Source organism: Virgibacillus proomii (assembly GCF_900162615.1).
Classification (GTDB): Bacteria; Bacillota; Bacilli; order Bacillales; family Amphibacillaceae; genus Virgibacillus; species Virgibacillus proomii.
Genome location: NZ_FUFN01000010.1, coordinates 1316971 through 1332613, shown reverse-complemented (window position 1 = coordinate 1332613; position 15643 = coordinate 1316971). Strand labels below are relative to the sequence as shown.

Genomic DNA, 15643 nt, shown 5'->3' with positions numbered 1-15643 from the left:
TAAGCACTGCTTATTTCTTTTTTTTGTTTTTCCCTTTTTTCTTTGCTCCGGTTCCTGATGACTTTTTAGCTTGTTCTGTTATATCCAAATAACGTACATGCTCGGTTTTTCGCCGATAAATAATCAATATCACAGCAATAACAATAATGACTATTGAAATTACTTGGGCCTGGCGAAGAGAACCCAATACGTAGAGACTATCCGTTCGCATTCCTTCTATGAAAAAGCGACCAATGGAATAGGCAATTGCATAGCTAAGGAAGATTTCTCCTCTGATCGGGTTATATTTCCGTAATAGTAAAAGAAAAGCAAACACAAGTAAATTCCAGACCGATTCATACAAAAAGGTAGGGTGATACATGACACCATCAATACACATTTGATTCATAATAAAATCAGGCAAATACTGATGAAAACTCTCATACGTTGCTTTCGAGATTGGCCCTCCATGTGCTTCCTGGTTCATAAAATTACCCCAACGACCAATTGCTTGCCCTAAGATAATACTTGGTGCAGCGATATCAGCAAGTTGCCAAAAAGATACATTTTTAACCCGGGCGTAGACAATCGCTGTTAAAACGGAACCAATGAGCGCTCCATGAATTGCAATTCCCCCTTCCCATATGGCAAAAATATCCATCCATGAACTACCTACATATCGATCCCATTCAAAAATAACATAGTAAATTCTAGCTGAAATAATTGCAATCGGAATCGCAAAAACGACTAAATCAACCATAATATCTTTTTTCATGGCTAAGCGATTCGCTTCTCGATTAGCTAAAATCAACCCTAAAAATGCACCGGCAGCGATAATCACTCCATACCAATATATCGACAGAGGGCCAATTTGCAAAAATACCCTATCTAGTACAGGTGCTGAACAACTCATAAGTCCCCTCCTTGACTATATTCGCCACTTTCTTGATCAATCATATTTGTGAGACGTTCAGAAAATTCTTCTGCCGCATTTACGCCCATACGCTTTAGCCGGAAGTTCATGGCAGCAACTTCAATAATAACCGCTAAGTTTCGGCCTGGACGCACTGGAATGGTTGCTTTTGGTAATTCAACATCCATGATCTTCATTTTATCTTCATCCAAACCTAGCCTATCATATTGTTTATGTTCATCCCAATTTTCTAGATTAATAATTAAGGATATTTTTTTATAATTGCGTACTGATCCTGCTCCAAATAAAGTCATTACATTAATAATACCAAGTCCGCGGATTTCTAAGAGATGTTCAATCAATGGAGGCGGGTTTCCAATTAAACTGTCGTAATCTTCTTGTCGGATTTCCACACTATCATCTGCAACCAGTCGATGTCCTCGTTTGACTAACTCTAATGCTGTTTCACTTTTTCCAACGCCGCTTTGTCCTGTTATGAGAACACCTACTCCATAGACATCGACAAGCACACCATGTATTGCTGTAAATGGAGCAAATTTAGCTTCCAGAAAGTTCGTTAACCTGCTAATAACACGGGTCGTCTTTCGAGGGGAGTGAAGGATAGGCACACCTGACTCATTAGCCGCATCAATGAATACTTGAGGGATTTCCATATTCCTTGTCACAACTATCCCGGGAGTAATATCTGTGCATAGTTTAGTCACGCGATCTAACTTTTCATCATCACTTAATTCCAAAAAGTAAGCCATTTCTGTTCTGCCTATTAACTGTAGCCTTTCTTTTGGATAATATTTAAAGTATCCAGTCATTTCAATGCCAGGTCGGGAGATATCTCCGGTAGTAATTTCTCTATAAAGTCCATCTTTCCCTGCTACAAGAGTCAGATTAAAGTTTTCCAATAAATCCTTCGTACGAACAGTTGCCATTTATTTATCCTCCTTGTACAAAACATCTTGATGTTTCGACTTATTACAAAAATATCGTCCTACGGTGAAGTAATGCATGTTCCAGTCTTGAATAAGTATGTACAATCAGATTTATAACCAAACAGGCTAAATAAGTCATTCTCAGACTTCTTCTAGCCAACTTTTTAGTATGTTTTATATCTCGCATTCACCTCATTATAACAAGCAAAAGTTTTCTTCATTGTAGCATATCCCACAAAAAAATCGTAGACTTAATTGCCTACGATCAAGTATGATAGCTATTGTCTGCAACATAATCAGAGCTAAAGATAGAATAGTTCATTGCCATGCGACCTTTCTTTTGGGTAAGATAGACTCTCGCCAATAAAAGAGATTTATAAATCTTGCAGTATCTGGTTCTCTGCTAAATGACTCTTTTTACCATCTTGTATGAAGAGCCATGGTGATAAATATACAATGAAATTTCATTTAGTAAGGCTTTTTCTTCATCCCTTACTGAATATTAGTACCTTAAAGGTATGACTTAAAGGCCTCCCGAACGAATCGGGCATTTAGGTGCCGTTTCTCACACGTTCACTTCTTCGTATTGCCTATACTCTTGAAGGGAGAGTCTTACGGCACCTTACATGCGGGGTAAAGTGAAACTTCATTCCGTGGAACGCTTTTTACACGGAATGTTAGTTGAACGAATCGGGCATTTAGGTGCCGTTCTCTCACACGTTCACTTCTTCGTATTGCCTATACTCTTGAAGGGAGAGTCTTACGGCACCTTACATGCGGGGTAAAGTGAAACTTCATTCCGTGGAACGCTTTTTACACGGAATGTTAGTTGAACGAATCGGGCATTTAGGTGCCGTTTCTCACACGTTCACTTCTTCGTATTGCCTATACTCTTGAAGGGAGAGTCTTACGGCACCTTACATGCGGGGTAAAAGGGAATCTGTACTGTCCGCAAGTCTAATACCATTCACTTTTATTTGTGTTAACGAACGGAATCTTGTACTAATCGATTTAGTAGTAAATTAATGATGGAAATAATTATTGCTGCAATTACAGCTGTTCCAAAACCATTGATCACAAAGGAGTCCCCTATAATTACTTGTGTAAGCATCAATGTAATAGCATTTATGACAAATAAGAAGAATCCTAGCGTAAGCACTGTGATCGGTAATGTTAAAACAATTAAAATCGGCTTGACAATGATATTCAAAATAGATAGGATAAAGCTGGCAATTAGAGCTGTTCCAAAACCTTCCAAATGAAAAGAAGCAAACAATTGCGCTACAGCAATCAGTGCCACTGCATTAAGAACAATTGACAAGAGCCATCTAGTCATCTCTAATATCCTCTCCTTTGTTTAAACGCCTTAACATAATTATTTCCAATTGACACTTATTCAAACTTCCAAATAAAGAATTCTTCTTTACCAAACCGTTCTTTTGCCTCTTGTAAAATATCCGCTCCTAATTGTTTATAGTCTTTTAATTTACCTATAATTCCGCTTGCTTGTGATTCATGACATAAAATAGCTTCCATTTTCTTTTCAAAATAATCTGCTATATCATTTATGATATCCGGCTCACCTAACTCCTCTTTAAATCCACGGGCAAACGCTTGTGCCCATACAGTCGGGCGTTTGGTATCATTCATTGATGCTACTGCTCTAATAGCAGCCGCTCCTAATGCGTTATGATCTGGGTGTACAGCATAGCCTGGATAATGTGTGATAACTAAACTAGGCGCTATTTCATCTAAAATATCTTTTAAATGTTTGGCAACTTTCGTCTGTTCCTCAAACTCTAGCGTTTTATCTCGATAACCGAGCATCACTAATTCCATATCCAACACCTTACAGGCATTCTGCAATTCTTGTTTGCGAATTTGTGGAAGAGTCTCTCGATTAGCAAAAGGAGGATTCCCCATATTTCTTCCCATTTCTCCTAATGTACCACATAAATATGTCACAGGAACTCCTTGACTGCGAAAATGAGCAATTGATCCCGCAGCCCCAAATGATTCATCATCTGGATGTGGTAATATAACAACAACATGTTTTTCCATATTTATCACCTGTTTTTCTTTGTTTAAGTATGTGTTCAAAAAGAGGGTAAAAAGAACCAGGTTAGTTAAAATCGTAGACGTTCTTAAAAATGCAGTGTACTTTTTCTACGTGTGATGCATTACTGTCGAAGCATACTCTGTCCCTGAAAAACCGCAGTACATCGCTACGTAGCTTTTCTTGTCCTTGAAAAAGAAGAACGCTTTTTCTGCGTGCGATGCCGATTCAAGAAGCTTTTCTTGTCCTGTTGCAACGCCGACACTAGCACGTCCTGTCGACTTGGATCTCAATGTGTCATTTTTAACAACCTTTTTCAATATCCTCTCTAATAATCGAATGGAGTTTCACTAATTTGTAATGCCACCATTAAACGCCCTTTATGATCATGACCGGCAAGTAATAATTTAGCTCCTTCATGAATGGTCCAATCCGTTAACCCTTCCGCATATATCCATCCATTAGCAGTTTTTAACCCGACTCGATAAGTATTTCCTTCTACTACGATTTTAGCTTGCACATACGTAATTTGGACATTTCGCACATAGGCGCCTACATTATAGGCTTTCTTGTCCAAATGACTGGCATATGCTCCATTTGTAGTTTCAACGTGAATATAAACAGCTTTATTTAAAAATGTATCTAACCAATGTTGTACTTTTTCTATCTCTATTGGTTTCATCTCGGTTCCTCCCCATTTTCTGCTTCTTTTAGCTTATCGAAAGTTATGAAAACCGTCAAAAAATATACCTGCATTTGAAATGGAGAAGTCAATGGAAAAAATCATTGAAGTGATAGGCGCCTTAAATGTTGGACACCCAAAGATTAAGATTACCTTGATTACACTTTGATAATAAAATTTCCACTGTGTCGCTTCTTAGATAAATGTATACTTATTCTTCACACTAGTGATGTCTCTTACCTCCTTCTAAGAAATAGTAAATTCTGCTTCTCGTTTTATAATCGTCAGACAGACTGTGAATTTCCTTACAAAATTTCAGAAAAAAAGCCTCAAGGTCACCTCGAGACTATCTCTTCTTTTATATATTGTACGCGACTACTGAACTATTTCGTTGAAAACTGCTCTTTAGCTTGTATTGCATTTTCCATTCGTTTTTTATCACGTTCTAACACATGTTTTAAATACTTCCCAGTATAAGAGGCTTCTGTTTTGGCAATTTGTTCTGGAGTACCTGTTGCAATAATTTGCCCGCCACCAGCACCGCCTTCAGGACCTAAATCGATAATATGGTCTGCTGTCTTAATAACATCTAAATTATGTTCAATAATTAAAACCGTATCGCCATTATCTACCAGGCGCTGTAACACATTCAGCAATCGGCTGATATCATCTGCATGCAGCCCTGTAGTTGGCTCATCCAATATATAAAGCGATTTTCCATTAGAGCGACGGTGTAATTCACTAGCAAGTTTAACACGTTGAGCTTCACCGCCAGATAAGGTAGTTGCCGGTTGGCCAAGCTTAATATAACCGAGCCCGACATCATAGATCGTTTGTAATTTCCGCTTAATTTTTGGGATGTTAGCGAAAAACTCTAATGCTTCTTCAATCGTCATTTCCAATACATCTGCTATATTTTTTCCCTTATATTTCACTTCTAAGGTTTCTCGATTATAGCGACTGCCATGACATACTTCACACGGTACATAAACATCTGGAAGAAAATGCATTTCAATCTTGATAATACCATCCCCATGACAGGCTTCACAACGTCCACCTTTGACATTAAAGCTGAATCTCCCCTTCTTATAGCCTCTAATTTTCGCTTCATTTGTCTGCGCAAATACATCACGAATATCATCAAATACACCTGTATAGGTTGCTGGATTGGAACGAGGGGTTCTGCCAATTGGTGATTGGTCAATATCAATTACTTTTTCAATATGTTCCATACCCTTTATTTTTTTGTGTTTTCCAGGCTTATGTTTTCCTGTATAAAGTTCTTTCGCTAAAGCTTTATATAAAATTTCATTCACCAGTGTACTTTTTCCTGAACCAGATACGCCTGTAACGACTGTCATTAAACCAATTGGTATTTTCACAGAAACCTTTTTTAAATTATTTTCTTCTGCTCCGACAATTTCAATGGTACGCTTATCCTGTTTACGCCGTTTTACTGGTAATGGTATGAATTTGTTTCCAGATAGATATTGTCCTGTCAATGAATTTGGATTTTCCATTACCTTTTCAGGCGTATCACTTGCAACAATTGCTCCGCCATGCTCTCCGGCGCCCGGTCCAATATCAATTAACCAATCAGCAGCAAGCATCGTATCTTCATCGTGTTCAACAACAATCAAGGTGTTATCCAAATCCCTCATGCTTTTTAATGTTTCAATTAACCGATCATTATCTCGTTGATGTAAGCCGATGGAAGGCTCGTCCAATACATACAGGACTCCAGTTAACGCCGAGCCAATTTGAGTTGCTAAACGAATGCGCTGTGCTTCTCCACCCGAAAGTGTACCTGCAGATCGGGATAGTGTTAAATAATCTAAACCAACATTGTTTAAAAATTCCAATCGATTGCAGATTTCTTTCAAGATCATTTTTGCAATTTGCATTTCTTTTGTTGATAATTGAAGCGATTGGAAAAAGTTTTGTGCTTCAACGATAGAGAAATTAGTAACCTCGCTAATGTGCAACCCATTTATTTGAACAGCAAGAGCTTCTTGTTTTAAACGATATCCTTTACATGCAGGACAAGCTTTTTGCGCCATGTACTGCTCTAAATTTTCTCGAATAAACTCGGAGGAAGTCTCTCGGTAGCGTCTAGCTACATTATTCACTACCCCTTCAAAAACAATATCGCTATCTCGTACATTGCCAAAGTCATTAACATAGTAAAAGTGAATTTTTTCCTTACCACTGCCGTAAAGGATTTTGTCCATTTTTTCTTTTGGAATATCTTTAACTGGTTTATCCATATCAATATCATAATGTTCACAGACGCTTTTTAATAGTTGAGGATAATATTGCGAGCTGATCGGTTTCCACGGAGCAAGTGCATGCTCATTTAACGACTTATTCCAATCCGGAATCACTAGATCTAAATCTACTTCTAAATTTGTTCCCAGCCCATCGCAAGTAGGACAAGCACCGTATGGACTATTAAAGGAAAATAGCCTCGGTTCTAATTCGCCAATGGAAAATCCACAAATTGGACAAGCATGATTTTCGCTAAATGTCATTTCTTCCTGACCGATAACATCGACAATAATTTTACCTTCTCCTAAGGCGAGAGCAGTCTCAATAGAGTCACTTAAGCGTCCCTCAATGCCTTCCTTGACAACAATTCGATCCACAACTACTTCAATGGAATGCTTTTTATTCTTTTCCAGCTTAATGTCTTCTGTTACTTCCCGCATTTCTTTATCAATACGAATACGCACATACCCTTCTTGCTTTAATTTTTCCAAAACTTTTACATGCTCTCCTTTTCTTCCAGAAACAACTGGAGCAAGGATTTGCATCTTCGTTCGTTCCGGGTATTCCATAATACGATCGACCATCTGTTGTACGGTTTGTGAGGTTATTTCAATTCCATGCTTAGGACAAGTTGGATGTCCAACCCGGGCAAATAACAATCGTAAATAATCATAGATTTCCGTCACTGTTCCTACCGTCGATCTTGGATTTTTACTCGTTGTCTTCTGATCTATGGATATTGCTGGTGACAAGCCATCAATAGCGTCAACATCCGGCTTCTCCATTTGCCCTAAAAACTGACGAGCATATGCGGAAAGGGATTCAACATAACGGCGTTGCCCTTCCGCATAGATCGTATCAAAAGCAAGTGAAGACTTCCCTGAACCAGACAGGCCGGTGAGAACAACAAGCTTATTTTTTGGTATGTTTACATTAACGTTTTTTAAATTATGAGCTCTAGCGCCTTGAATGGTAATAAATTTACTAGGCATTTCATCACCTTCCTGCTTTTAATTCAAGTATAATATCACGAAGCTCTGCCGCTTTTTCAAAGTCCAGCGCTTTAGCGGCTTCCTTCATTTCTTTTTCCATGTCGGCAATTACTTTTTCTTTATTTTTCTTAGTTAAATTACTAATGCTTTTCGTTGTAGTTTCATAACTTTCTTGTTCTTCTGCGGCAACAGTTGCTCGTATAACATCTCTTACTTCCTTTTTAATTGTAGTTGGTGTGATATGATGCTTTTTATTATGTTCCTTCTGCTTTTCACGGCGTCGATTTGTCTCATCAATAGCCACTCGCATCGAATTTGTTATTCTATCTGCATACATGATAACCATGCCATTTTCATTACGAGCTGCTCGTCCCATCGTCTGAATCAGAGATCGTTCTGAACGCAGGAATCCTTCCTTATCTGCATCCAAAATAGCAACTAACGAAACTTCTGGAATATCTAGACCTTCACGTAATAAATTTATGCCAACAAGTACATCATATTTGCCAATCCGCAAATCACGAATTAACTCGATTCGTTCTAATGTCTTAATTTCTGAATGCAAATAAGCAACTTTGATTCCAATCTCTTTTAAATAATCGGTGAGATCTTCAGACATTTTCTTCGTCAAGGTAGTTACAAGCACACGCTCATTTTTCTCTGTACGCTTATGAATTTCGCCAATTAAATCATCAATTTGTCCTTCGATTGGACGTACCTCGACAATTGGATCTAATAATCCCGTTGGACGAATGATCTGTTCTGTCATTACAGGCGAATGTTCCAATTCATATGGACCTGGGGTAGCAGAAACGTACACGAGCTGATTCGTCGCTTTTTCAAACTCCTCAAAACGTAATGGCCGGTTATCTAACGCAGATGGCAGTCTAAATCCATGGTCAACTAACACTTGTTTACGAGCTTGGTCCCCATTATACATTCCACGAATCTGTGGCAATGTAACATGTGATTCATCGATAAAAACTAGAAAATCATCGGGAAAATAATCGAGCAATGTATATGGTGTCGAACCTGGTTCACGCAACGTGAGATGGCGCGAGTAATTTTCAATACCTGAACAAAAACCCATCTCATTCATCATTTCTAAATCATAATTCGTACGTTGTTCCAGACGCTGTGCTTCAAGCAACTTTCCTTGATCTCGGAGTTCTTTTAGCCGTTCCTCCAGTTCCTTTTCAATATTTTTAATCGCAAGCTTCATCTTTTCCTCTCTAGTTACGAAGTGGGACGCCGGGAAAACAGCGACATGCTCTCTGTCGCCAATTATTTCTCCAGTTAGTGCATCAACTTCACGAATGCGATCCACCTCATCACCAAAAAACTCAATCCGAATACAATGTTCTTCTTTGGATGCCGGAATAATTTCTACGGAATCGCCCCGTACTCGAAACGTTCCACGCTGAAAATCAATATCATTGCGTGCGTATTGAATACTTACAAGCTCACGTAACAATTGATCACGGTCTTTTTCCATGCCAGCTCGAATAGACAGCACTTGACTTTTATATTCCTCGGGCGAACCTAACCCGTAAATACAAGACACACTTGCAACGATAAGCACATCTCTCCGTTCAAACAACGCGGAGGTAGCCGAGTGTCTGAGCTTATCTATTTCATCATTGATACTTGCATCTTTTTCAATAAATGTATCGGTAGAAGGTACATATGCCTCTGGTTGATAGTAATCATAATAGCTAACAAAGTACTCTACCGCATTATTAGGAAAAAACTCTTTAAACTCACTGTATAACTGGCCAGCTAATGTTTTATTATGAGCAATCACTAACGTTGGCCGGTTTAATTCCTTTATGACATTGGACATGGTAAAGGTTTTTCCTGTACCCGTGGCACCCAACAATGTTTGATGCCTCTGGCCAGCCTTTACCCGTTCCACGATTTCTTTAATTGCTTGAGGTTGATCTCCTCTTGGTTCATAGTTGGCCACTAGTTCAAACTGATTCTGCACTAGTTTTCTCCTCCGATCCGTCGTTAACTATTTTTTATTCTACCATAAAACTTGTTCATTTTAACAGAAAAACGAACAAATATTCGTTTATTTTTAGGTGAAATAAAGAAATTGGCAATGGAAAATACGTCGAGATAAAGAAAACATGCCTCTAAAAACAAGGGGATACCGACGCCTGAACAGCAAACCCGTTTTTAGTCGGCTTTCCTTTAGATTCGAGCCGATGTTAAAATGATAGGAAGGAGATCGAAGGTTGCTAGCTGCACGAAGGCTTGTGCTAGAAGAAGATGCTTTTCTAAAAGTTATCCATCATGTAAAACGGATATAGTTGTCCTAAACAGTAAAAAACTATCAGCACTGAATCGTGCTCATAGCTCTATAATTTTATTTAATTAATTTCCCGACTTCGATTATCGATCGTGTGTTGGCTTATTCGTTTTATAATGCTCGTAATGGATTCTTTATCCATAACGTGGAAATATGCATCCAGATGCTGGTGAAACTGTTGTTGTCTATCTATATTAACAAAAAAATCGAAAATTTGCTGTTCAAACGACTTCCTTTTATCAAGTTGTTGAACTAAACATAAACGAGTTAGCTCCTGTAAATTAATTCGTTCTTGTCCTGGTAATGCATCACAAACAAAGATTGGCTTGCCTTTCATTAGGGATTCACTGATCGTCACTCCACCGGGCTTCGTAACAACAGCATCTACCTGTTCATATAAATGATTAATTTGCTTTTTTGAACTTATATACGTTAATGGAGTAATGTTAGCACAGTTAGCTGAGATAAGCTGGTTATATAGTTCATGATTCTTTCCACATAATACATATACATGCTCCAGCCTTGACAAATGTACAGATGATAATAAATGCTGAATACCCCCGGTTCCTAAACTGCCACCACTAATTAGCAGCTTAATTCTCCGTTTCTCCTCAGCTACAAAATCGTTTTTTGAAAGAGCTGGATGAATCGGAATACCTGTAATAAAGATATTTTTTTCCTTTACTCCCAGACGTATTAAAACATCTTTCATCGCAATTGATGGAACAAAATGATAATCAATTCCATTAATTCCCCATAGACAATTTATAAAAAAATCCGTGTAAACATTGACTGTCGTCGCAGTTACTATTCCTTCTTGTTTCAATACGCTAACTATATTGGAAGGTAATGCATGGGTAAAAAAAATCATCTCCGGTTGGGCTTCCTTCATTAACTTCTTCACAACTGAACGAAAAATTAATTCATAATGCCGTTGTCTTGTTCGTTTCAGTGGTTGCTTATAGGCCAGTTGGGAATACAACCGATCATACAGGTTGGGAAAATGAGTAATCCATTTAAGATAAATAGAAGATACGAGTTTTTCAATATTTCCATAGCCATAAGCGAGTATATCTATTTTTTCTACAGATTTTGTTGGATAAACTTGCTTATATTCTGCTATTAAGGCATCAGCAACATGATGGTGCCCGCTTGGAATTTGTAGAAAGGGGAAAAACAAGGCATCTACTTGTTGGCTACGATTCATTGATTGTTCCATCCTATTCTCTATAGTTTTATGGATGCTTCTCTTGCATATATAGTTAATAGTTTCCTTTTTGACATGAACAAATATACAGGATTGATTTTTTTAGTTCCCGTAAACGAATTAATTGGGAGTAAAGTCACCTGTTTAAAAAATCGATAAAGCGCATTTTTCAATGGAGCTTTTTCAAAACCGAGACGCTCTGTTCCTCTTGATAAATTGGTTATACCAATAACACCCTTTACTTTTTCACTGCTTGGGTGTGATTGAATATACATTGCTAAGCTGGGCATTGCTTGCTTAATAATATGATAAATGAATACAGCACGTTTTATATCGTTGGTAACGGTAGATAATTCTTTTAACAGTTTTACGTTGTGCAGATGTATTTTAAGTAGGACATCATTTTTTTGTAGCACGGTTCCATCAGATAGTACTACAGTTGCTCCTTTATATTTCGTCAATCTCGCCCGTAACACGGTTCGGTTTTGATTGGGGTCAACAATATAGGTTAATCTGGAACAGGCAAAATAAATAGGATCGATCCTTGTCCAAAAGCTTAACAAACAGCTCTTTATTAACATGATTAACACTCCAAAACTTTACTTACGATTAGTTTGTATATAAATAGTTCAAATTATTAAAGGAAGTTCTTGGAGATTGTTAACGAAAAGAGAAAGTCATCTTTGTTTGGGTTAGTTTCTCAATCAAAACAGAATTCCATCCTGTTAATCGATCACCCCTTGGATTTAGAAACTGTTAATTTTTCTTATCGTTTTTACGACATTGAAATTACCTCTTAAGTACATCCCCTTTTTAACGTATTAGAAAAACCTGCCTTTTTAGATTTTTTATCATCTCAAAGTCAGGTTAAATTATGTTACTATTTCAAACAATGTTATGTTTTTCTTTATAATGCGGTGTACTGGTGCATAGAATTCCTAATCCATGGTGATCCCCTTCATACCAAGCCCCCTGAAGTATACGCACCTCTCCAGCTTTATTAATGACTTCTAATTTAAAAAAAGCTCCATTTGTTTGCAATGCCTCATAAAATTGCGCCATGCTATTAACTTTTCTGCCATTTACCTTTGTTATCCATTCACCTGCTTCTATTTCCATACGGTCAGCAGGCGAATTTGGTAGCACAACAAGTATCTTTAATGCTTGATCCGTTGATTGAAAAAAGCCGGACTTGGCTTCGTCTTTCATACGATGAAGATAATTAATAAGCTCTCTACCGACAACAGCAACGACAACTCCGATAAGAGAAGCCCAAGAATAATAAATACTTAAGCATGCAAATAAGCCAACTAAAATACTTAGAAGCAATGTAGAACGAGCTATCTTTACAGCTGCTATTTTTGGGTCCTGCCCCCTAACTACCTGTTCAAAACCTAGCACAAATGGAATAAGTATCAAACTATATTCCTCTCCACCAATTGTAAAGTATGGCCAATAATCAGCAAATGATGTGATTGAACCAGTGGGTAGGAGTGTAAAAAAAGGAAGGACAGTCATTTTTTTCAAGCGATGTTGACCGATCCAACCACCACGATGTCCTAGACTTAATTCTGGATAACTAATATCATTTCGTGCTCTAAATAGAAGCAAACTTTCAGCAAATAATAATAAAGCTAATAAGCTTACTAAACCAGAAAGATTTATATCCCCAATCCATTCAGACTGTAAAAAAGGAAGTTGTTTTGCCAACTCTGGAAGAAATAACAGGAATAGATAAGTTATTCCTAATGTATAACTTGCTGAAAGGAATGAGAACTTGCCATTCATACTAACAAGGATTGTAATGATACTAAGAAGCAAAATAGCAGGAACGGTAAGAACAACTCCGACACCAACTGTAAAAGCTGAAAGTGCCAAACCCATCAGCACAGCGGGCAACAACGTATGCTTCCACTCAGAGAACAAATCATAAATTTTAATGCCAAAATCCAGTCTTTCGCTCTTAATTCTTTTTGCTCCAGCCAAAAGAACTAGTAAAACAGCCCAATATAATAACGGGGTTAAAAATAATCGTCCTATTCCTTTTGCGCTTTCAACTAGCCATGCTTCCCACATCTCTGATCACCTCATTGCTACATTTTTCCTTAGTGCAATTTTATTTCCATTTAGGAAACTAGATCCGATTCTTCAATGGCGAATGTTTTTTTAAAATAGCTTCGCCTCGCTTATGAGCTCAACAACTAACAAAATTCGATTTTCTTCCTACGCTACGATAAGTCAACATCGGCTCTAATCTAAAGGAAGGCCAACTAAAAGTGTTCTTGCCGCTCAGGAGTCGGCATATCCCTGTTTAGAGGCATATTTCTCACATTTGCAAAAAAGCTTATTATGTTGTGAATTTAGGGAAGAAACGGCCCCTAAACTCCGATTCGTTTTGGTCGACAGGACAGAGTTGCTATGACAACTATACACCGCATGCAGAAAAAGTGCTCTCCTTTTTCAAGGATAAGAGACAACTACGACAGCGATACTTCGCAATTTTTCAAGACAAGCAAGACTACAGAAGCGAAACTTCACAGTTTTTCAAGGACAAGAGCATTCCTTAAATAAAGTTTTACTTTAAGTTCTCCAGTATGTATATCGCTAAACGAACGCCTACGCTATTGTTCTAATGTATCATTACATCTTTCTTATCCGAAATCTGAATTGCTGCTGGCTTGTCTTAAACCTATTCGGGAAAAATCCGCGAGATAATTACCCGCGGATTACAACCAACATTTATCATCTTTTCTTTTATTTAACGGTATAGTTCCTTTAACGCTTTTTCCAGTTGTTGATCATCTTTACCATTTCGAATCCTATCGATGATCTTCGTCTCAATTGACTTTGCTGTTTTTTCATCAATCTTGCCAGTAGCTGTTAAGCCATTATCTGTTTGAAACTGCTTTACAGCTTCTTTGGTTTGTGAATTAAAATAGCCATCTGTTCTACCGGTCTTGTAATCTAAGCCCTCTAACATAATTTGTATATTTTTTATTTTATCGTCAGTTTGATCTTCCGTCAATGGTTCCTCAATTTGAACCGGACTTGTATAATAATATTCAGGCTGTTTTACTTCTACTGTCGGCTTCACACCTTTTTCGTGGATCCAATTTCCCTTAGGTGAGAGCCATTTAAACAGTGTTAATTTGATAGTGCTGTCGTCGCCTAATGGTACAGCTTGTTGAATCGTTCCTTTTCCAAAGCTCGGCTGTCCAACAATGTCATAATCCATTTCTTTCAATGCGACTGCTAAAATTTCCGAAGCAGAAGCACTTCCTTCATCAATAATAACACTAATCGGATATTCTTTTTTCTTTTTCAAGTCTGAATAATATGGAGTCTTTTTACCGTCTTGATCCTCTACTTGCAAATAAGGCATGTCTTTTGGAACAAATTGTTTTAACATATCTTCTACTACATTTAGTAGTCCACCTGGATTGCCCCGAACATCGATAACCAAGCCTTCAATTCCATCCTTTTCCATCGTTTGCAGCTGTTCATTAAATTCTTCAGCAGTATGTTCAGAGAAGTTAGTAACTTCTAGTATGCCTGTTTTTTTGCCATTGATCGTTTCTGTTTTACTATAAACAGTTTCAAGCGGAATCGTATCTCTTACAATAGTTACATTAAAAGTGTCTTTAACTCCCGGACGACGTATTTTCAGCTTTACTTTAGAACCTTTTTCTCCACGAATTTTAGCTACTGCTTCATTTTGACTTAATCCTTCAATGCTTTTACCATCCACTTCGAGAACTTGGTCATTTGGTCGCAAACCTGATTTTTCTGCTGGTGAGTCTTTTATTGGTGCAACAATCGTTAATACATCGTCTATTTTGTTAATTTCGGCGCCAATCCCTTCAAAGGAAGACTCGATTTGTTCGTTGAACTGTTTCATTGTTTCCGCATCCATATAAGCGCTATATGGATCTTTTAACGTAGCAAGCATTCCCTGAATGGCTCCTTCTATCAATTGCTTATCTTCTACATCTTCCAAGTAATTTTCTTTAATTAATTGAAACGCTTGATCTATTTTCTCTACATTTGTTGAACGATTCGTATCAGAATCATTTGTTTCCTCAACCAGACTGGCAGATTGTTTCATTTGTGGTGTTTTTGTCTGTGCTAACTTCACTCCAACATATCCACCAACCAGACCAAGTACTAACGCTACGATAAGAAGTAATGCAATATGTAGCTTTCTTAATTTCATTATTTCACCTCAACTATTTTAACATTTTAATTCGTGATCCACATCTACTAGTTCATGTAGCCTATCATAAAA

The 15643-nt window shown here is 37.6% G+C and carries 11 protein-coding genes; all 11 read right to left on the bottom strand.

The genetic code is table 11. The features are described 5' to 3' along the window. Window positions 1–10: 10 nt before the first annotated feature. Window positions 11–892, bottom strand: coding sequence for a prolipoprotein diacylglyceryl transferase (gene lgt, locus BN1066_RS13695; RefSeq protein WP_077320026.1), 882 nt, complete (start codon window positions 890–892; stop codon window positions 11–13). Next, entirely contained in the window at window positions 889–1839 is a 951-nt protein-coding gene (gene hprK / locus BN1066_RS13690; protein ID WP_077320025.1) for an HPr(Ser) kinase/phosphatase, read from the bottom strand. Before hprK ends, lgt begins: the two co-directional genes overlap by 4 nt. Window positions 1840–2821: 982 nt before the next feature. Further along, complete coding sequence (locus BN1066_RS13685; protein WP_077320024.1) at window positions 2822–3175, bottom strand: phage holin family protein; 354 nt, start codon at window positions 3173–3175, stop codon at window positions 2822–2824. 56 nt (window positions 3176–3231) lie between these two features. Beyond that, a complete protein-coding gene (gene bshB2, locus BN1066_RS13680) occupies window positions 3232–3900 on the bottom strand; it encodes a bacillithiol biosynthesis deacetylase BshB2 (protein ID WP_077320023.1) in 669 nt (222 codons plus the stop codon). A gap of 323 nt (window positions 3901–4223) precedes the next feature. Beyond that, window positions 4224–4577: a YojF family protein gene (locus tag BN1066_RS13670; protein WP_077320021.1), complete on the bottom strand. Its 354-nt coding sequence runs from the start codon at window positions 4575–4577 to the stop codon at window positions 4224–4226. Between the two features lie 383 nt (window positions 4578–4960). Next, window positions 4961–7837, bottom strand: coding sequence for an excinuclease ABC subunit UvrA (uvrA, locus tag BN1066_RS13665; protein WP_077320020.1), 2877 nt, complete (start codon window positions 7835–7837; stop codon window positions 4961–4963). 4 nt (window positions 7838–7841) lie between these two features. Continuing rightward, window positions 7842–9824 (bottom strand): excinuclease ABC subunit UvrB, encoded by a 1983-nt coding sequence (gene uvrB / locus BN1066_RS13660; protein ID WP_077320019.1) that lies wholly within the window; start codon window positions 9822–9824, stop codon window positions 7842–7844. A 388-nt stretch (window positions 9825–10212) separates the two neighbouring features. Next, window positions 10213–11358, bottom strand: coding sequence for an MGDG synthase family glycosyltransferase (locus BN1066_RS13655; protein ID WP_179104401.1), 1146 nt, complete (start codon window positions 11356–11358; stop codon window positions 10213–10215). Window positions 11359–11378: 20 nt separating this feature from the next. Continuing rightward, the gene (locus tag BN1066_RS13650) at window positions 11379–11933 is read right to left on the bottom strand and encodes a YkoP family protein (RefSeq protein ID WP_077321484.1); all 555 of its coding nucleotides are present in this window, start codon (window positions 11931–11933) and stop codon (window positions 11379–11381) included. 310 nt (window positions 11934–12243) lie between these two features. After that, a complete protein-coding gene (locus BN1066_RS13645; protein ID WP_077320017.1) occupies window positions 12244–13434 on the bottom strand; it encodes a PDZ domain-containing protein in 1191 nt (396 codons plus the stop codon). Between the two features lie 682 nt (window positions 13435–14116). Next, complete coding sequence (locus BN1066_RS13640; protein WP_077320016.1) at window positions 14117–15571, bottom strand: S41 family peptidase; 1455 nt, start codon at window positions 15569–15571, stop codon at window positions 14117–14119. Between the last annotated feature and the right edge of the window lie 72 nt (window positions 15572–15643).